The organism is Actinomyces sp. Z5 (genome assembly GCF_003287795.1).
Taxonomy (GTDB): Bacteria; Actinomycetota; Actinomycetes; order Actinomycetales; family Actinomycetaceae; genus Actinomyces; species Actinomyces glycerinitolerans.
Map to the genome: position 1 here is coordinate 2,035 of NZ_QMIN01000057.1, position 20,032 is coordinate 22,066.

The following is a 20,032-nucleotide window of genomic DNA, read 5'->3' on the forward strand; positions in this document are numbered from 1 at the left end:
ATCATCATCCATTTCAAACTCAACCACGTTTTTCGCGTAATACCAACAAATACTACGGGTCAGTCCGGGTCATGCCAACAGTCGTTGCGTGCAACCCCGCCACCTGAGCTCGGGGTTCCTCGGCGAACACCCTGCAGTTCTGGATTATCAGCCCAGGGTCCGCAGGGACAAGGAAAGTGTTGTCGGCGTGGATGTGTGTTGGATCGGGGTTTTTCGTTGAAGTGGCAGGTAAAGGTCGGGGCCAGTCAAGGGTGGGGCGTGATCAGGTACGCCTGGCACTAACAGGCCGCGGTATGTGGTACACGGCTCCGGGATGATCCGTAACGGCGCCATCACTACTGTTTGCCGCTCCTCGGTTGGCCTCGCGACTGCGGCAGGTGGCTGTGGGGCGGGCTGCCTGACTGCCGCGGAGTTGCCAGGGGTCGTGTTCGGGCATGGAAGGTCGTATTCGGTGGGTGGGGGTCGTCCTCGGGTGTAAGGGGACGTTGTCGGTGACCATGGACGGGGTGGGCGCAAGAAGGGGGTTGTGGGGTCGGTGAGGACGTATTCGACCATCGCCCATCGGCCGAGAACGTCCTCGTAAGCCCGAACCCCTCATCATTCGGTAGGGATTGGGGTACACGAGGTCGTACTCGGCGCGTGCGGGACGTTTTCGGGCGTACCAGGTCGTACTCGGCCCGTGTAGGTCGCACTCGGGGCGAGCCTGGACGGGCGAGACGTAGAGCTGGGCCGGTTCGACGGCCGCTACCTGTCCACCGAGGTGGCCGGCGGCTTCACCGGCCGGGTCGTGGGCGTGCGCGCCATCAGCGGCACCGCGACGGTGGAGCGCTTCGCCTACCGACCGCTTTAGGTGCACGGGAGGCGGCCGGAAGGAGCGCCTCGACCGTTTGCTCGCTGGAGGGAAGATGCGGATTGGAGCGTCGCCATTCAGGACGCGAGTTCGCGTTCGAGGATCTCGCGCAGCAGTTGGCTTCGGGTCTCCCCACGCGCCTGCGCCCTGCGGTCCAGCGCATCGCGTCGGGAACGCGGCACCTTGAAGGCGACCGTTACGAGTTCCTCCTCAGACAGCCGCGGGCGCCCGGGCGGGCCCACGACGAAGGCGCCCGGCTCGCCCGGAAAGTCGCCGCGTTCGGCCGCCCGCGCGAGTGCCTCAATGTCATCGTCTGTGAGCGTCCTGCCGCTCTTGGTCGTGTACTTCATCACCGGTTCCTCCTAACCGAGCCCGAGTTCGATTGCCGCGAGCCATCCAGGGCCTAAGGCCCCAGTGCGTCTACTGCGCTGATCGGACGTCTACTACGCGGGTTCGCCGTCGGTTGTATGCCTCCGGAGCCTTCAGCAAACCGCTAACCAGCGTACCCAACAGCGAAGTGGCGTAACTGAAGAAAAAAGAGACAGCCCGTGCAGCCCCTGATACACGCCGGGACGTCCAGATAAGTGATGGCGGCCCAACTCGTCGCGCTATGAACGTTGCGGTCATAGCCGATAACCCTCCGATTACTACCACACCGGTCATATACGCTTGAGATGCCTTCTTCGGCACCTCCTCCCGGAACGCTTCATGTCCTTGCCGGGAAGGTAGGAGCCAGGAAGGAGGTGGGGGCTGTGGCCAAGTCGAAGGACAAGCGTCGCAAGGTCCGCAGGGACAAGGAAACGGCCCGGCAGACGAGCGAACTGATCAGTGCTGTCGCTCGTCTAGTCCGGGCCGTCGGTGTCCTTGCCGACGCCCTCGGCAGGTGGTTCAACTGAACTATCTGCCTCGGGGAGTCATCCGGGTTGCATCCGGGTGGCTCCCCACCATTATGCGTCCGCGGTCTTCCGGTGGGCAAGGTGAATCATCAGAGCATCAACGTCCACGGCGACTCCGAATGACCGCTGGATCAGTCGCAGCGCACGCGCACGGCCATCCAGGGGCGGCTGGGCAGTGCCACCTCCACGCTTCCGCTCGCGCCGGTGGCGACTTGTTCGATTGTCATGTTCCAGGTGTCGATCACATCGATCGCCGCGGTGCGGCCCTGGGGAACCGTCACGGCGCTCCGGTAGGGCTGAGCACCGCCGAAGTAGGTCAACATGTAGTCATCCCCATCGACCGCAGTCTTCATACCCAGGCCGGGAGGCGCAGGCAGCAGCCGCCCACGCGGGGCCTCCTGGATGAGCCGGCGCAGGAAGGCAATGCGTTTCCAGCTCTCACCCCGCAGGACACCGCCGTGGGCCCACCAGATCCCCTCCTCATGGAAGTAGGTCTCACCGTGGGTCATGCCGGCGCCGCGAATAATGCCCTCCCAGAAACGACGCAGCTCCTCCTCAGCGGTGAGGTTTCCCCACTCGTGCTCCAGGTTGCCCTCATAACCGTATTCGTCGATGACGACCGGCTTGCCGAAGCGGTTTCGCAGTTCGTCCACCTTCCGTCCCATCTCGTAGCCTCCGCCCTGGAAGGACACGTGACTGACCCAGTCGGCGGAGGCGTCGAAGGGCTCGAAGATGTTGTGTACGCCGATGGGGTGCCCCACCGGGTCCTCCTCCACCACAATCCGCCCCAGACGGTCCCAATCCGAGAGGCGCTTAGTTGTCAGCAGCTCGTACTCGTTGGCCATGGACCACCACACGTTGGGGAAGGCGGCCAGACGCCGGACCACGTGCCTCAGGTAGGCGTCGTCGACGTCCGGAGTCATCTCCGCGAAGCCCCAACGGTCGTAGGGGTGAAAGAGGATGAGATCGGCGATGATCCCGAGGTGCCCCAGCTCCCGCACGCACTGCTCAAGCCTGTCGAAGAAGTCTGCATCGAACGCGTCCCAGTCCCACTCGCGCTCTCCCGGGCCGGCCGAGCGAAAGGGGACGGATTCCGGATCGGCGTGGTTGTAGTCGTAATGCTTAGGGAAGATGCACATGCGGAGCTTGTTGAAGCCGCTGGACGCCAGCGTCTCCAAGGTGCGGCGGCGCATGTCGGCACCCTGATGAATCCAGGCGTAGGCGGTGGTGCCCAGGGGCGTGAAAGGCAGGCCATCGGCATGGGCGAAGTGCCCGGCGACGACGCGCACAGGCCCGTGCTCACCTATGCCCGCCGGGTGGACATCGACTTCCGCCTCGAGCGGAGCGACCGCAGCGATCCCGTCGACACGCAAGCGCCAGTGGCCGGACACCTCGGGCAGGAAGCGGGCGGCCAGCTCGTCGCCGCGGCGATAGAAGACTCTCACGGACGTCCGTATACGGCTGTCTCCGGTCGTATCTCCGGTATCGGCGCCCGGGCCGGCGGACTCCACATCGGCCGCGTCGACGTCAACGAGTGTGGCGGTGAGGGTGACACTTCCAGCGATCTCGACGTCACGCAGTAGGGCTCCCGCGCCGGGAATGGTAACGGTTACCTCCACGGGCTCGTAGCAGCGGGCCGACACCGGGGCGCTCAATCGTGCTCGCGCCTGCTGTTCTAGCGTTGGCGCGGCGAGCGGGCGGGCCGCGCGGCGCACGGGCAGCAAAGTGGGATCCTCGAGTTCGGCGAGCTCGGCGAGGAGCTCGGCACGCGCGGGGTTGTCCCAGCCGAGCGTGATCCCCAGCAGCCCGCCGATGGGAAACTCGGGGTGTTCGACGGCGACCTGGAGGTCGGTAAGCCACGGGATGCCGTGTTGAAGGAGAGCGCGTGCCTGCGGCACGCTGAGGACCGCCCCCAGGGTGGATTGCGGGCTGAAGTGGTTCATAGCAATCGCCTCCGACGATGTGAATGAGGATGACAGCCGCATCCGTCACGGCTGCTCGATGCGAGCGGGTGCGCGCAGAGTGCGGTGGCGCCCAACGACGGCGTCGGACCCGGTGACTCGGAAGGATGCCTCTGCACGCACATTATCGCTGGAGGAGCCCACCCGCAGATCCACATCTCCGGCCTCGACCATCCAGTGCATGTCCCCGTCCAGCAGGGCCAGCAGGCTCGGAGCCACCTCGAAAACGACGATGGCAGACTCACCGGCCGCAAGTTCGATGCGCTGGAAGCCGATTAGTTCCTGAACGGGACGAGTCGTCGTGGCGTAGCGGTCGGTGGCGTAGAGCTGGACTATCTCGGTGCCGGTCCGTTCCCCGGTATTGGTCACCGTGACGCGTGCCGACACAGTGCCGTCGGGCGCGATGGACTCAGCGTCCAACTCAAGTTCGGAGTATGCGAAAGACGTGTAGGACAGGCCGTATCCGAACGCATAACGCGGAGTGTGAGGCATGTCGACGTACTCGGGAAAACCCACCGACTCGCCCTGATGCCACTGGGAACCGTTGGGGTGGTTGTAGTAGACCGGCACTTGTCCGGCGCTGCGGGCGACGGACACGGGCAGGCGCCCGGTAGCGTCGACGGCGCCGGTCAGGACGTCAACGATGGCTTGTCCCCCGACCTCGGCCGGGTTCCACACCTCAAGTAGGGCGCTGAGCCCATCGGCGGCATCGGAGGAGACGGGCCGACCATCCATGTGAATGCCGATGGCGGGAACGCCGAGCGCTTCGATCCGTCGCAGCAGCCCCTCCTGCGAGGCGGGCAGACCCACCTCCGTCGAATCGATTCCCTCACCCATTGTGGCAATGGAACCCGTCCCGTTCTTGCCGCCGAGCATGAGAATGACGAGGTCTGTATCCGTTGCCGCCGTAAGCGCTTCCTCATACCCGGCGTCGGAGTCTCCCGCGACTTCGTATCCACGTACCCAATCGATCTCGCTGTTGGCCAGGCGCTCACGCAACTCATCGAGGATACAGCGGGCATCGGGGTGGAAGGCGTCCAGGATGGCGTCGAATTCCTCCCGTTCGTCGGACTGGACGGGCGTTCCGGGAATCGTGTCGTATCCGGTGGTTGTCTCGGCGTCGGCATCGATGGTGCCGGCCATGGAGGCACGCGCGGCCAGCACGCCCTCGGCCATGGACTCGTGCGTGTAACCGGCGAAGTGGAAGCGGGCATTCACGGCCTGGGGGCCGACGACGAGCACGCGTCCGGGGGCGCGGTCGCCCGTCGCGGGGAACGGCAGGATACCGTCGTTGCGCAGCAGCACGATGGACTCGCGGGCGCTGCGCAGGGCGGTCTCACGGGCCCGCTCGCGAGCGACTCCGGTGAAGGGGACCGTCAGTCCGGCCCCCTCGCGGGCGTAGGGATCCTCGAACAGTCCCATGCGGAACTTGGCCTCCAACACTCGGCGCACTGCACGATCCAGCGCGGCCATGTCCGCCCGGCCGGAGTCGAAGCGGGCGGCAAGCTCATCGTTGAACCCCTGGATTTCATGCCATTCGGCATCCATGCCGGCGGTAAGGGCGCGTTGCCCCGCGTCGGCGAAGGTCGCGGCGACCTTCTGGAATGCGTGCATGTTGCCGATGGCGCCGTAGTCGGAGACGACCACACCCGTGAATCCCATCTCCTCGCGGAGCAGGCCGGTGAGCAGGCTGCGGGAGCCGGATGCGACTTCGCCATTGATCGAGTTGTAGCAGGGCATGACGCCCCCGAGCCCGGCATTAATAGCAGCCTGGAAGGGCTTGGCGTAGACCTCGCGCAGGAGGCGGGCGGTCACGGGTGCGTGAGCACCATGGATACCCCCCTCTGAGCCGTGGAAGCCGACGAAGTGCTTGGCAACCGCCTCGGTGCGCCGGCCGGTGCCGTCGTCGGCCTGGAGGCCACGGGTGAAGGCGGCACCCAGGGCACCGGCCAACGTGGGGTCCTCGCCGTAGGCCTCGCCGAAACGTCCCATGCGGGGGTCTCGGGCGATGTCGAGTACTGGGGCAAGGGAATAAGTGATGCCGACAGCCCGTTCCTGAGCGCCGACGATCCGTCCGAGTTCCTTCTCCAGCTCCGGGTCGAAGGAGGCGCCGCGACCGATTCCGTTGGGGAGGGAGACGGCACCGGGCAGATACGCGCCGCAAACGGCCTCCATGTGGAAGGCCGCGGGGATGCCGTGGGGCTGACGGGCAATGATCTCGGCCTGGAGACGGCGCTGGAACGCCGCCACCTCGGCAAGATCGGTGACTCGTCGCATTTCCAGGGTGGTGACGTGACCGACTCCGAGCGGCGTCCCCGCGACAACGGCCTGGATGTCCGTGTCGGCGTCGCAGCTGCGGGGGAACACGCATTGCAGCTGACTGAGCTTCTCGGCCGTGGGCATGTCTGCGAGTAGACGGTCGGCGCGTTGCGCCGGACTGAGGCTGGTGTCCAACCAGGGTGCGCTGTGCATTCGGGGTCTCCTTATCGGGTCGTGCATTTGCAGGCAATCTGTTGCGGCCGCAGTCGGCGGTCAGTCGAAGTCCTCGACGCGCCACTCGTCGTGCCAGTCGATCCGGACGCGGTCGTCGTCAAAGCGAATCGGGAGCCAGACATAGTCGGCCACGGCGGTGTCGGCGCCATTCAGTTCATAGAGAGAGGCCTCGACGGCGGGGCTGGGCGCGGGGTCCAGGATTGTCTCGGCGTCGGCGCGCTGCCCGCCCATGGGCCTGAACCGCTCGGCGAAGCCCTGCTGCACCAGGCGGGCGTCACCGTTCCAGGCGGGCAGCCAACGGTCGGCCAACGCGATGTACAGGTCCTGTTTGCCCGGATGCCGGAAGACCGACGAGATCTGCGAACGGTAAGAGGTTCCGGTGATATCACCGGCGTGTGGATCGCCCTGCTCACTCCACGGCCCGTGGTAGCTGGGAGCGGTTGCGACCATGGATGGGTTGGGCAGGTAGCCGGTGGTCCCAGAGGTGATCAAATAGTGGTGCCCTCCCCGCTCGAAGTATGCGGGGGCCTCACGCACGTAGGGAGGTTGCAGCCGGGGGAAGTGGGTGGAGTAGTAGCCGGTGACGTCGGTATAGTCGGTGGTGAGGTCGGCGCAGATCAGTTCGGAGTGGACCCGTTCGTAGTAGTAGTAGCCCTTGGCGTCGGTGGGGTCCACGACCAGGTCGAAGTCGCCGGCGTTCATGCCCAACGGCTTGAAGTCTCGGTGTGCCATCCGGTAGGGGCCGAGCAGATTGTCCGCAACCAGCACGCTGGAGCGCTGCCCGTGTCGGCTCATGACCTTGACCCAGCATACGAACAATCCCGTCTCCGCATTGAAGACGATGTGTGGACGGTCCAGCTTCGCGGCCGGGTGGAGCGGGGAGGAGGGATCGTCCGGCTCCGGCGGGATGATCAGCCCACAGTCCTCCCAGTTGTACAGATCGGTGGAGCGGTAGGCGCGCACACCCCAGTGCCAGGTGGAACCGTCGGGGGTGGTGCGCTCCTTGTTCTCGCCGTACCAGTAGTAGACGCCGTCGACGACGATGATTGATCCGCCATGGGCCTGGATGCGTTTGCCCTCGGTGTCGTACCAGGGACGTCCGGGAGTGAAGCAGGTGCGGCGACACACACGCCCCGCATCCGGTAGGGACTCCGGGTGAATGGACGGAAATGCTGCGACGTGGAAAGGTGACGCATCCGCATCATTCGTGCCGGCCACTGGCGGGTGGTTCGGAACGTTCATGCTCATCGCAGCTCCTTGATGGCAGCACCTATCACGGTCTCGATCCGCTCCCGCAGGCCAGGTGGGGCGAAACGGGGGTCAGGCGTCAACTCGGGGGCGATAGTCGACGGCGGCCGGTCGAGCAGCGGTCGCATGCGACGAGCCAGACCGGCGGAGTCGACGGTGAGGTCCCCGGCGTCCGCCATTACTGCGATGAGCGCCTCCCAGGCGGCGGGGTCGTCCATGAGTTCGCGCACGGTCCGGGGGCGCGGCCGCTCGCGGGCGGGCAGCGGCGCCGCGAAGGCATGATGGCCGGGGCCGATGTCCACGGCCGCAGTGTCCGGTGAGTGGTCGGGCAGGCGGACCGTGCCGGTCACGCCAACGGGCAGGTCCGCCGTGAGCTCCAGGACGCCGTTGTGAACCTCCCAACTCACGGCGATCCGACCGTAGGGACTCAGGTGGCTGGTGGCGGCGGAGGTGACGCCGTCGATGGGCGCAGGCGCAATCTCAACGTGCCCCCACCCCGGTACTGCGGGCGACAGTCCCGCCAGGCCCCGGTGCAGCCAGTCGGCGACGGCGCCCAGCGCGTAGTGGTTGAAGCTGGTCATCTCCCCGGGGTTGATGTCCCCGTTGGGAAGCATGGAGTCCCAACGCTCCCAGATAGTGGTGGCCCCCATAGTCACCGGGTACAGCCATGATGGGCACTCGGTCTGGAGCAGCAGACGGCCGGCTACGTCGGCGTGCCCGGTGGCGACCAGGGCCGGGATGACCAGCGGGGTGCCGACGAAGCCGGTGGCGATGTGGAATCCTGACAGGCGCACCAGATCGGCCAGGCGTTCCCCAGCGAATGCCCGCTGCTGCGCGGTCGGGAGCAGGCCCCAGCAGATGGCGAGCGCGTAGACGGTCTGGGCGTCGGAGTGGATCCGGCCGGCGGGGGTGACGAAGGCGCGGTTGAAGGCGGCACGTGCTTCATCGGCCAGACGCCGGTAATGCGCTGCGACGACGGCCTCGTTAAGTCTGTCTGCCGTGTCGGCGACGACGCGGGCTGAGCGGGCGAAATAGGCGGTGGCGACCACGTCGGGGTCGGCCTTCGCGTCAGCCGGACGGTCCGGTGGGGCGGTCGGATCCAGCCAGTCGCCGAACTGGAAACCACCAGACCAGATGCGGTCCTCCCCGGCCAGCGCGGCAACGCGGTCCACCCAGGCGCGCATAGAGGGCAGCTGGGCACGCAGCACCTCAGGGTCGCCCGTGGCCTCGTAGACGGCCCAGGGCACCAGGGTGGCGGCGTCTCCCCAGGCGGCTGCGGGAGCCTGCCTCACGGCCGGTTCGAAGGTGGGGGTGAAGTGCCGCACGCCTCCGTCCGCGTACTGCTCGGCTGCTAGGTCGGTCAGCCAGGACTGCAAGAACGAGGTGGTGTCGAACAGGTAGGCGGCGGTGGGTGCGAAGGCCTGAATGTCGCCGGTCCAGCCCAACCGCTCGTCGCGCTGGGGGCAGTCGGTGGGGATGGAGACGAAGTTTCCGCGTGTCGACCACACGACGTTGTCATGCAGCCGGTTCAGGAGCGGGTGGGAGCAGGCGAAGGTGCCGGCCGGTTCCAGGTCGGAGCCGATGATTATCAGTTCGATGTCCTGGGCGGCCAAGTCCGGAACACCGGAGACCTCGGCATAGCGCAGCCCATGGAGAGTGAGCGTGGGCCGGAGGACGTGTTCTCCGGCGTCGGGCAGGATCCAGGTGTCGGTGGCGCGCGCCCCGCGCAGGGGGCGGGTGCCGAGTTCTCCGTCCTCGAGGACCTCGGCATGGCGAATGGTGATCTCGGTGCCAGCTTCCAGCCCGCGGACGGTCAGACGGGTGACGCCGACGGCGTTCTGTCCGAAGTCGACCAGAGTCTTGCCGCTCGGCGAGTTCCAGACCCGCCGGGCGGGCAGAGCGCCGGTGGGACGGATGCGGGGCGCGGCCTGGGGAACGAGCTTTGGAGATGTCGCGCCACGAGCGGCGCCGGACGGGGCGGCGGACACGATCTCAACTCGGTGGGCGGACGCACCGGAGTCGGCCAGACGCAGGTCCGTGGTCTGCCCGTCGTACAGGTCATCGGCGACGACGGCGGACTCGGCGGCGGTCCAGGACTCGTCGGTGACGATGACAGTGCGGGTGCCGTCGGCCGCGGTGAGCTCGAGCTGGGCGGCCAGGGCGAGCCGGTCGCCGTATACCGCCGCGTCGCCCAGGTAGCCGAGGTGTCCGCGCCACCAGCCGTTGCCGAGGAGCACATCGATCCGGTTGGTGCCGGGCTGCAGCAGTTCGGTGACGTCCCAGGTGACCACTTGGAGCCTGTGGGTGTAGGAGGTCCAGCCGGGGTTGAGGACGGAGTCGTCCACGCGTACGCCATTGATGCTGGGCTCACAGACGCCGTGGGCGGTGGCCCTTAGACGGGCTGTGAGTAGACCGTCTGGCACCTCGATCGTCCGGGAGACGACGGGCGCTCGCTCGCCGACGCCGCCGATGTCGACCGGGGCGATGAAGGCGGCCTCCCACTCCGCGGCATCGAGGAGGGCCGCCTCGACCTCGACCCGGGCGGACCACGGCGACCACGCCGAGTCTTCGGCGCTCGCGGGCGGCGCGCCCGCCCCGGGTTGCGCGGCTTCTGCGCCGCTGGGAAAAGCGGCGCGATCGACGTGGTCCGTCCTCCCGCGCACGCGGATGCGGACGGTAGCGGATTGGCGGGAGGCCAGCGGCGTCGTCGGCCAGGGCACAAGGATCTGCTCCGCGGACTTGACCGTCGCCACTTCGGTTTCGTGTCCCTCCCCTCCTGCGCGGGTGACCTCCACCTCGTAGCCCTCCTGACGCCACCCGTCGGGAGCACCGCTGATCCGCCATGACAGGCGTGGCGTGGCGGTTTCGACGGCCAGTAGTCGTGCGGCGGCGCGATGATGCTCGAAGCGCAGATCGACGACTGACGGGGCGGTGTGAGCGGACATTGCGGAGTCTCCGGAGGGTTTGGTGGATAAATGGACGGTTGGCGGTAACGCCCTACCCGGTGGACGCGAGGAGGAACGACCACCGGGTAGGACGCCGGGGTCATGCGGTGTGTGCCAGGGCGAGGCGCGCCCGGCGGCGGGACCGCTGTTTGACCGGGTCGGCGACGGGCGCCGCCATCTGCAGCCGGCGCGTGTACTCGTGCGCCGGTGCCGTGGCCACCTGGTGCGCGTCGCCGAGTTCGACTATCCGTCCCTGGTACAGGACGGCGATGCGGTCGCTTACGCGGTTGACCACGCCGAGGTCGTGGCTGATGAACAGGTAGGCGACGCCGGTGGCCTGCTGGATGTCCTCGAACAGCGTGAGCACGCGGGCCTGGGTGGTGACGTCCAGGGCGGAGGTGGGCTCGTCACAAATGATCACGGCGGGGTCCAACGCGAGCGCCCGCGCGATGGCGATGCGTTGGCGCTGGCCGCCGGAGAACTCGCGGGGGTAACGCCCCGCGGTGTCCGCAGGCATGTTGACGGCGTCGAGCAGCTCCAGGACTCGTTTCCGGGAGTTCTCAATGCCGGCGGCCTGCAGGGGTTCGGTGAGAATGTCGCCGATTCGCATGGCGGGGTTCAGCGAGGTGTACGGGTCCTGGAAGACGACCTGAATGTCTCTGGCGATGGCGCGGCGCTCACTGCGGGAGACATTGGAGATGCGTCTGCCGCGGAAGCGGATTTCCCCGCCTGAGACGGGGGCCAGGCCCAGAATGGCGCGGCCGATCGTGGTTTTGCCGGAACCGGATTCACCGACCACGGAAAGGGTCTCGCCTGCGTGCAGGTCGAGGCTGACACCGTGAATGACGGTGGTGCCCGCACCCCGCTTGGCACCCGGGAAGGTGACGACGAGTTCATCGACTTCCAGGAGTGGAGTGCCGGTGGACTTGGCTTGGGCCTTCGTGCTGGTCATGACTCGACCTCCATGAGCTCGACGCTGAGGGAGGAGGACAGCAGGTCGCGCGTGTACTCCTCGCGGGGGTGGGCGAACAGGGATTCGACGTCCTGAGTCTCGATGATCTCCCCGTCCTTCATGACCGAGACGGTGTCGCACAGGTCGGCGACGACGCCGAGGTTGTGGGTGACGAAAATGAGGGCGAGGCCGCGCTCGCGGGCGAGCTCGCGCAGCAGATCCAGGACCTCGGCCTGCACGGTGACGTCCAGGGCGGTGGTCGGCTCGTCGGCGACGATGACATCCGGCTCGCATGCGAGTGCACCACAGATGAGTACCCGCTGGGCCATGCCACCGGAGATCTCGTGCGGATACAGGCCCATGACGCGTTCGGCGTCGTCGATGCCGACGGAGTGCAGTAGGGAGATGGTCCGCTCCCGTATCTGTTCCTTCGACAGGTCGGTGACGGCGCGCATGCCGTATGCCAGCTGTTTGCCGATGGTGAAGGACGGGTCGAGGTTGCTCATGGGCTCCTGCGGCACGTAGGCGACCTTATGTCCGCGGGTGGCCTGCATGGCCTCCTCGTCGGCGAGCACGTCGACGCCGTCGATCATGATCGTGCCGCCCAGTTTGAGCGCTTCCTTGGGGAGGATGCCCAGCACCGAGAAGGCGATCTGCGACTTGCCGGAGCCGGATTCCCCGACGATCCCGTGGATCTCGCCCTTGTGGACGTCCAGATCGACGCCGTGGACGACCTCCCGGAAGCCGGTGTCCGTGGTGTAGCCGACTCGGAGGCCGCGGATGGAGACGGCGGCCTGCGCGTCCGGGGCTGCGACGGCGTCGTCCCGGTGAGCGGCAGTGGTGGCCTCCAGCGCGTCACGACGTTGCCGGCGGGTGACGACGCGCGCCCGGGCGGAGGCCTGGAGTGCATCGGACAGGGCGTTGCCCAGAAGAATGAGCGCGAGGATAGTCACCGAGATGACCAACGCGGGCCACACCACGGCAACGGGGTTGTTGTAGATGCCGTTGAAGGAGACCTGGAGCATGACGCCCCAGGAGACGCCGGCTGGGTCGCCGAGCCCGAGGAATGACATACCGGCTTCGGTGCCGATGCCGGAGGCGAGGATGAAGGCGCCCTGGATGACGATGGGGGCGCGTACGGCCCACAGGATGTGGCGGCCGATGATGCGGGCATCGGACAGCCCGACGACGCGGGCGGCGTCGACGTAGAGCTCATTTCGCACCGACACGACCACGGAGCGCACCAGGCGGTAGTAGGTCGGCGCGGTCAGTAGGCCGAAGACGGCCATCATGACCGGGATGTTCGGGCCGGTGACCGCGTACAGGGCGATGAGCAGGATGATGGAGGGCAGCGACATGAGCACGTCGGTTACGAAGCCGGCCACGGTTTCGAAGCGGCCGCGGTAGAAGCCGGCCACGAGTCCGCTGCTCACGCCCACTGCAAGGGAGACGCCGAGCATGAGCAGGCAGGAGACGACGGTCTGCCGGGAGCCCCAGATGAGGCGGGAGAGGATATCCCGCCCCGAGCCGTCGCCGCCGAGCGGGTGCCCGGGCGTACCCGGGGCCGCATTGGTGGCGGCGAGGTCGGTGACATTCGGGCCGTACCGAGCCAGCAGCGGGGCGAAGATGGCGGTGAGGACGACCGCTGCCACAATTAGCAGGCAGATGTCCGCGAGGGGGTTGCGCAGGAGTCGGAGTAATACGCTGCTATCCGTGGTCTGTCTGCCATCGTCGGCGGAGGTATCTGTAACAGGATCTGAGACGTTTGTTTCGGTTGTGGGAGTTGGCGTGCTCATCGTGTTCTCGCCTTCGGGTTGAGGAGGGTGATCGCAAGGTCGCCCAGGAAGTTGACGATCAGTACGATGACGGCGGTAACCAGGACGGTCCCCATGACCATGGGTACGTCGAATATCTGCGCCGAGGAGTTGGCGAGCTGTCCCAGACCCGGGAGCGCGAAGACCTGCTCGATGAATACCGCCCCGCCCAGGAGGGAGAAGACGGTGAGGCTGAGGACGGTCAGTCCCGGTGCAGCGGCGTTGCGCAGCACATGGCGGAAGATGACGGCTCGCTCGCTCACGCCGCGGGCGCGCAGCGTGCGTACATAGTCCTTACCGAGTTGATCGAGGGTGGCGGTTCGGAACTGCTGAGCAGCGCTGGAGACGGCGCCGATGAGCAGGGCGAGCACGGGCAGGGTGATGGATGCGGCCCACCCTCCCGGCGACACGTCCGGGGATACATAGCCGGTGGCCGGCAGCACCCGCCAGAAGATCGCAAAGAGGAATACCAAGACGATCGAGGTGATGAATGAGGGAACCGCGGTTCCAAGGATTGAAAGGAATTGGAGTATCCGGTCGATCCGACCGCCCTTGACCGCCGCGGTGACACCCAGCAGCACGCTGAGCAGTGCCGTGAGGACGAGTGCGACAGCGGTGATGGCCAGGGTGACGGGCACGCGCGTGGCCAGAGCCTCGGTCACGGACTGGCCGGTGTAGAAGGAGCGGCCGAGGTCTCCGGTGAACAGGCCCTGCACCCAGTGCCCGTACTGAACCAGGAGGGGCTGGTCGAGCCCTAGTTCGACCATCTTGGCGGCCACATTCTCTTCGGTGACTTCGGCCTGCATCCCCATGACCGCCCGTGCAATGCCCGGGCCGTTGCCGTACATGAGGAAGAAGACCACGAAGGTGACAACCACGAGGACCACCACCGATCGCAGCAGGTTCCTCAATACCGAGGTGAGCATGATCAATACTTCCTGTCTGGTTTCCAGCCTGTGCGGCGATTTACTGGAAGTCGCGGAGCTTGGGGGCCAGGCCTTCAATATCGGAGACGTTGTCAATGACGACGTCGGCGGTGTGGGCGTAGAAGGAGGTGGGGTTGACCATGGGGGCGAACCAGGCTTGGTCGATGATGTACTGGTTGATGGCCTTCTGCGCGGCCTCGGCCTCCTCGTCGGTGCCGGTGCAGATGATGTCCCACTGTTCGTCGACGTACTCGTCCTTCTGGTGCTCAAGATTCCAGTAGCCGGTGTCGCGTACCACGATGTCGATGTCCTGGGCGGAGTCGCCGATATTGCCCAGCTGCCACAGCACCACCGGGTAAGTACCCGAGAGCAGGTCGCCGATGGCGTTGGCTCCGGTTAGCGGCACCTGTTTGACGGTGATGTTCAGTTCGGCGAGCTGCTGGGTGACGTAGGGCATGAGCACGTCGTGGTTCTGGCCATCCATGGTGGGTAGCTCAAGCTCGAAACCCTCGGCGTAGCCGGCCTCGGCCATGAGGGACTTGGCCTTGTCTACGTCGAAGGGGTACGGGTCGGCGAGGTCATCTAGGTATGCAGTGGAACCGGGGCGGAAGATCTGGTGGGAGACCTCGCCGTGGCCGGCGTAGAGGTTGTCGACCATGGCCTGCTTGTCGAAGACCATGTTGATGGCCTGGCGCACGCGGACATCACCCAGAGCTGGGATGATCTCGCCCTTGTGGTCGGTGAGCAGCAGCCGGGTGGTCTGACCGTTCATTTCCTTGACCTCGAACCCGGAGCCGGTCACCTCGTCGTAGGACTGGGCGTTAACCAGGGTGCCGTCGATCTGTCCGGTCTTGAGGGCGTTCAGCGCGGCGGTCTCGGAGGCGTACACCTTGCAGACGAGCTTGGCGTAGGGGTAGGCGTCGGCTTCCCAGTACTCCTCGTTCTTGGTGAAGGAGTACACGGATCCGCGGGTGGTTCCTGCCTCATCAAGCAGATAGGGGCCGAATCCCACGGGCTTGTCGTTCAGGTTGCCGGAGTCGATCAAATCGGGCGAGGTGAGTTTGACCCGGGAGACTCGGTCATTCATGAGGGGCTGCGGCTCGGGCCAGGTGAGCGTGATGGTCTGGGCATCAGGAACATCGAAGGTGATGCCCTCGTACAGGCTGCGCGTGGCCTCATTGGTAGCGGCGAACTCGAAGTTCGCTCTGACGGCCTCGGCGTCAGCTGTAGCACCGTCGGAGAAGGTGGTGCCCTGGCGCAGGTGCGCCGTGAAGCTCCTGCGGTCGTCGCTGATCTCCCAGGATTCAGCCAGGCTGGGCTCGAGCTCGCCGAACTCGTTCGGACGGCACACCAGCCCCCAAATCGCCTCTCCCGGCCAGCCCTGATAACCGGGTTGATTGTTGGGATCCCAGCCTTCGATATCGGCGGTCATGCCAAGGGTGAGAGTGTCCTTGGCGCCTCCGGAGGCCGCACCGCCGCCGGTATTGTTGGCTCCTCCGGTGCAGGCGGCGAGTATCGCACTGATAGTTACAGCAGCGGAGCCGGTGAGCATGGAGCGACGGGTGACGAGTCGCATGATGTCCTCCCTTGGACGGATGGGATACGAACTCCTGGCCGAGTCGGCGTCGACTGTCGGCCGGAACCTTGCACAACCGGACTGTGCAACGTTCTACGACGACGATAGAACCTCCGAAGACGGTTGTCAAGGAGATGGTCTCGCGACGCAACATACACGAGAGTCGGCCACTCAAGCCCCCAGACCTGCCACCTCGCGCAACGACCGCGACAGCCACGCCACCATCTCACGCTATGTAGAACGGTGCACTACATCTAGAATGCCCACGTGTCCGCATCTCCCTTACCATCAGGCCAGTCGAAGCCTCGCAAGCGCGCCACCATCAAGGATGTTGCGGCCGAGGCCGGGGTTTCGGTCGCCGCCGTCTCAAAAGTGCTCCGGAACGCCTACGGTGTCTCCGACCAAATGCGGCAGCGGGTAGAGGCAGCGATTGAGAAACTGGACTACCGCCCACGCACCGGAGCTCGCACCATGCGTGGCAGCTCGCAGACGATCGGTCTGGTGCTGACCGACTTCGCCTCACCCTTCCAATTCGAGGTGGCCGAGGCCATCGCCTCTCGACTCAACGAGACCCAGTACCAGGACATCCTGACAATCGCCGGCACTTCACCTGACGGCTACCGCAGACGCATCGATTCGCTTGTGGATCTGCAAGTCGACGGCATCATTCTGATCTCCCCCAGGCTCGACATGGCGTCTCTCAATCGACTGGCCAAGACCATGCCCCTGACCACGGTGGCGCTCCACGGGGAACCGGAACTCTTCGACACCGTCGTCACCGACGAGCATCATGGCGCACAGCTCATGGTCGACCACTTGGTGTCGCTGGGACATGAGTGGATCGCTCACACCACCATGCCACTCTCCAGCGTTGAGAACGGTTATCTACTGTCGCAAACGATGAGGCGCCGAGGATTCGTCCGAGCGATGGAAAACCACGGGCTCACCCCGGACGTCATTGAGACCTACTACTCGGAAGCCGGGGGACGTGACGCCGCCGAACGTGCACTCACACGACGGCATCGCCCTACCGCCATATTCGCCGGAACCGACGCCGTCGCCTTCGGAGTACTTGATTATATCGAAGAACAAGGCCTGACCGTCCCCGGGGACATGAGCGTGAGTGGCTACGACAATGTCCACACCACGGCCTTGCGGCGCGTCTCATTGACCACCATCGACCAATCGGGGGAGCAGACCGGCAAAGCAGCGATCGACCTACTGTTGGAACGGATCAACGGGCGCGCTGAGCCGACCCGGCGCATCATCGAGCCCACGTTGGTGACTCGTAGCACAACCGCGCCTCCCCCTGCCCGCCGGTGACGCCTCGCCGGGGCCATCCTGTTCTCGCGCGCGGCAGCCCCGACCTGCGACACCCACAGCACGGCCCGGAGGCGTGCGAACGACCTCGGCACGCCTCCGGACCGGACGCAATCAGGCGCGTCGTCGAGCCACCAATAGCGCGCCGAGCGCGAGAACGGATACAGCACCTGCCATCAGCGCTACTGCCGATACACCGGTCCGGGCCAATGTCTTCGCCGAGCCACTCGCCGCAGATGGCGTCGGGGTCGCCGACACCGCGGCGCCGGGCACTGTCGTGCTCGCAGTCACTGCGGTACTCGGCGCGATGGTGGAGGCCGACTGCACTGCGGGGCGGGTCGCGAGCGGCGTAGGCGCCGCATCGGTGGCCGAGGGTGTCGACATCGGAGTCGGGTCCGACTGGCCCCCGGTTTCCCGCACAACCACGCGGACCCGGGCGAGGTTCTGCACCTGGGCGAAAGAATCGGAGTTTTCTGGGGCAGCCGACGTCGCCCGCACGGTGACCCAGTAGGCACCCGGCTCAGCAAATACGTGCTCGACACTCGCACGTACGTTTTCCTCGGACGTCTGCATAGCCTCGACGTAATCACCGGTTCCGGTGAACTCCCAGTCGATACGGACCACCTCTCCTGCGGACGCCGGCATATCGGCACTCACCTCGAATCGGACCGGTTGCCCGACTTCAGCAGTGGTGGTGTCGGCAGCAAGAGTCACCACGGGCTGCACACCCGCCCGCTCCGCCGCTGTGGACGGCAGGACGACCTGACCATCCTCAATCCTGTAGGCCGTGGACACCGGTGGTTCCACACCGTCCTCAACCCAGGCCGCCAAGTCGCGCAGGGCTCGTTGCACCATGGGATCGTAGGAAACGATCCGGGTCGACTTCTCGCCGGTTACCGGGCCTTCGAGGTGATCGGCGTTCTCGTTTACGTAGATCCGCAACCGCTCGTCCACCCCCGCATCGCCCTGGGCCGAACGCACGCGCTCGACATACCAGGGAGCGTGCCAGGTGTAGGCGTCGACGTCCTGCAAGTTCGACACCAGAATGACTTTCCCCTGGAACAGGCCCGAGTAGGTGGCACCACCCGAGATCGAACTCGCCATCATGCCTGCAATGCGCGACTGCCGCTGCGGATAGAGCGGCTCACCGGCGTCGTCGTAAAAGCGGTAATATACCGTGAAGCCCTCCTCCTGGGGCGGAAGTTGGTGGCGGTAATAAGAGCGCACCGCTATCGACCAGCGGTTGTCGGCAGCGATCTGTGTACCTTCCGCCAGCGCCGCCAACGCCGCCGCATCGCTCCCCTCATCCAGGTGAATGCGTCCGGTTGTAGCGTCGAGCGTGCCGACAAGCTCTCCCACGGGGGCGCCATCGTTATCCAGTACCTGCATGTCGAGGCCTTCATCCAAGGCACCAGCGGGAAAACCCTCCGTCATGAGCGCGGCCGGGGACCCGGCGCCGTCGCGCTCCACAGCAGTGACGGAAAGAGTCGTATCCACCAGTGCCGCTCTGACGACTTCACCCAACGGGGAGTCTTCGGTGCCGAGGTAGCCGGACTCATTCCAGAAATCGTCGGCGTAGGTCGGGTCCATCCTCTTCACCATTGCGACATAACCGAGCAGACCGTCATCGAAGCTGTAGCCAAGAAGGTAGTCGGGGTCCTCCCAGCCCTCGAGCTGGACGCCCAGGGCAGTCATCTCCTCCAGCATCAGGGTCTGCGCATCGTTCAGACCGGCGTACGGATCGGAGCCGTTGAGTACGGCGCCGGAAATCTGCTGGCGCACGTCACCGAGAACCAATCGTCCCATCGCGCGGATGAAGAAGTTATTGGGGATGGACACGGGCGTGCCCATTACCGTGGGGACAAAGCCGTCCCAGACGCCGGTGGTGTTTTCGACGGCACCGACGGTCTGGAAGGAACCACCAGAGGGCCCATACAGGTAGCCGTAGATATGGCGCCCATCGTCGCCGTAGTAGGAGGCGGCGATCTCACGGGACACTTTGGCGGCCGCCGCCGCGTGCCTGTAGCCGCTTGAGCCGGAGGCTTGGACGGTGTATCCGCCGGAGTTAACACCGAACAGGATCGTCTCATCCGCGGCGTTCTCATCGGTGAGCGGGTAGGTGTATTGGAAGAAGCGGCCCTGCCACTGCCCAGCGGGAGGCAGGTAAACGGCGAACCGCGATGACGCCCCCTCGAAGTAGCCCCGCACAATGTGCAACGTTGTCGGCGAGGTAACATCCTCCTCCGATTCGATGACGGCATCGGCGTAGGTAGCGTCGAGGCACTCGGCAGTGACAATAACCGCACCCGTAGTCGAAGTAGCACACGACTCACCACTCCCCAGAGGCGCCGCGGCGGCGCGGGCGACCGGCATACCGCCGGCCATCAACGACAATGCGCAACACAGGAATGCCCCCAGCCACAGCAGACGCCCCGGTGGCGTAATCATGCGGCGTATCCCTCTACGCCAGCCGCCCCAGAGCGGGCGACGCCGTCGCGACGATGTCGGTCGTAGTTGAGAGGGCGGCATTGGCTTCTCTGTCATTGGTCTTCCTTCATGCAATCACCCCGCCGGGTGGCCCTAGACACGCACACCGTCATCGACGGCGCGAACCGTGAACGGTCGACCCGGAGGAGGCGCCAGCGCCCCTTCAGTTGTTCGTAGACCGTTCTACATACGGAAGGTAGACCGTCCGTGCGATGCTGTCAACACCTAGGGCATGCGTCAACCGCAAGTGATGGGAGCACCATCGCTAGCGGTCCCGATTCATCTCCGACGCCACCTGCTTACTATCTGCCGCCCGCATCGATTCTTCGCCACAGGACCGACCGGCCGCCCGTGGACAAGCTGCGATCTCCTCGAGTCAAGTCTCTCGATGTGGCGTAGACCTGGTTATGCAGTGATGGCCGTGACGAGGAACAGTGCGCGCTCGCGCCGTAGCCCGCCGCATTGCACACTTCTCCTCAGAGTCCGATCTCACAATCCGCACGATTCCGCGGTTCTACTGAGACCGCCAGCAGCCATGAGCCGCCTCCAGTGTGCAACGAGGCG

The 20,032-nt window shown here is 65.8% G+C and carries 13 protein-coding genes; 3 read left to right on the forward strand and 10 right to left on the reverse strand.

All coding sequences use genetic code 11. The features are described from left to right. Positions 1–703: 703 nt before the first annotated feature. Complete coding sequence (locus DRB06_RS16950) at positions 704–850, forward strand: hypothetical protein (protein ID WP_395994437.1); 147 nt, start codon at positions 704–706, stop codon at positions 848–850. A 77-nt stretch (positions 851–927) separates the two neighbouring features. Here the strand turns inward: DRB06_RS16950 and DRB06_RS08095 are convergent, their stop codons facing one another. Then, positions 928–1,200, reverse strand: a complete 273-nt coding sequence (locus DRB06_RS08095) for a hypothetical protein (protein WP_073329038.1) — start codon at positions 1,198–1,200, stop codon at positions 928–930. Between the two features lie 402 nt (positions 1,201–1,602). On the opposite strand from DRB06_RS08095, the gene DRB06_RS16125 reads away from it, so the two are divergent. Beyond that, entirely contained in the window at positions 1,603–1,746 is a 144-nt protein-coding gene (locus DRB06_RS16125; protein WP_168708182.1) for a hypothetical protein, read from the forward strand. Between the two features lie 131 nt (positions 1,747–1,877). Here the strand turns inward: DRB06_RS16125 and DRB06_RS08100 are convergent, their stop codons facing one another. From DRB06_RS08100 to DRB06_RS08135, 8 genes are all read right to left on the reverse strand, one after another. Further along, entirely contained in the window at positions 1,878–3,689 is a 1,812-nt protein-coding gene (locus DRB06_RS08100) for a DUF5605 domain-containing protein (RefSeq protein ID WP_111819634.1), read from the reverse strand. Between the two features lie 45 nt (positions 3,690–3,734). Further along, positions 3,735–6,179 (reverse strand): glycoside hydrolase family 3 N-terminal domain-containing protein, encoded by a 2,445-nt coding sequence (locus DRB06_RS08105; RefSeq protein WP_108968604.1) that lies wholly within the window; start codon positions 6,177–6,179, stop codon positions 3,735–3,737. 60 nt (positions 6,180–6,239) lie between these two features. After that, positions 6,240–7,448, reverse strand: coding sequence for a family 43 glycosylhydrolase (locus DRB06_RS08110; RefSeq protein WP_199912512.1), 1,209 nt, complete (start codon positions 7,446–7,448; stop codon positions 6,240–6,242). Beyond that, positions 7,445–10,393 carry an alpha-L-rhamnosidase gene (locus tag DRB06_RS08115; protein ID WP_108968609.1) on the reverse strand — a complete coding sequence of 983 codons (2,949 nt, stop codon included), beginning with the start codon at positions 10,391–10,393 and terminating at the stop codon, positions 7,445–7,447. Before DRB06_RS08115 ends, DRB06_RS08110 begins: the two co-directional genes overlap by 4 nt. Positions 10,394–10,493: 100 nt before the next feature. Next, positions 10,494–11,345, reverse strand: coding sequence for an ABC transporter ATP-binding protein (locus tag DRB06_RS08120; protein ID WP_108968611.1), 852 nt, complete (start codon positions 11,343–11,345; stop codon positions 10,494–10,496). Next, on the reverse strand, positions 11,342–13,141 hold the full coding sequence (locus DRB06_RS08125; RefSeq protein ID WP_111819635.1) for a dipeptide/oligopeptide/nickel ABC transporter permease/ATP-binding protein: 1,800 nt from the start codon (positions 13,139–13,141) through the stop codon (positions 11,342–11,344). Before DRB06_RS08125 ends, DRB06_RS08120 begins: the two co-directional genes overlap by 4 nt. Continuing rightward, positions 13,138–14,085 (reverse strand): ABC transporter permease, encoded by a 948-nt coding sequence (locus DRB06_RS08130; protein ID WP_108968615.1) that lies wholly within the window; start codon positions 14,083–14,085, stop codon positions 13,138–13,140. Before DRB06_RS08130 ends, DRB06_RS08125 begins: the two co-directional genes overlap by 4 nt. Before the next feature lie 40 nt (positions 14,086–14,125). After that, a complete protein-coding gene (locus DRB06_RS08135; RefSeq protein WP_108968617.1) occupies positions 14,126–15,661 on the reverse strand; it encodes an ABC transporter substrate-binding protein in 1,536 nt (511 codons plus the stop codon). Positions 15,662–15,928: 267 nt separating this feature from the next. Between DRB06_RS08135 and DRB06_RS08140 the strand changes: the two genes are divergently transcribed. Then, on the forward strand, positions 15,929–16,984 hold the full coding sequence (locus tag DRB06_RS08140) for a LacI family DNA-binding transcriptional regulator (protein WP_111819636.1): 1,056 nt from the start codon (positions 15,929–15,931) through the stop codon (positions 16,982–16,984). Positions 16,985–17,095: 111 nt separating this feature from the next. Here DRB06_RS08140 and DRB06_RS08145 read toward each other — a convergent pair whose 3' ends face one another. Beyond that, complete coding sequence (locus tag DRB06_RS08145; protein ID WP_181575233.1) at positions 17,096–19,429, reverse strand: PKD domain-containing protein; 2,334 nt, start codon at positions 19,427–19,429, stop codon at positions 17,096–17,098. Between the last annotated feature and the right edge of the window lie 603 nt (positions 19,430–20,032).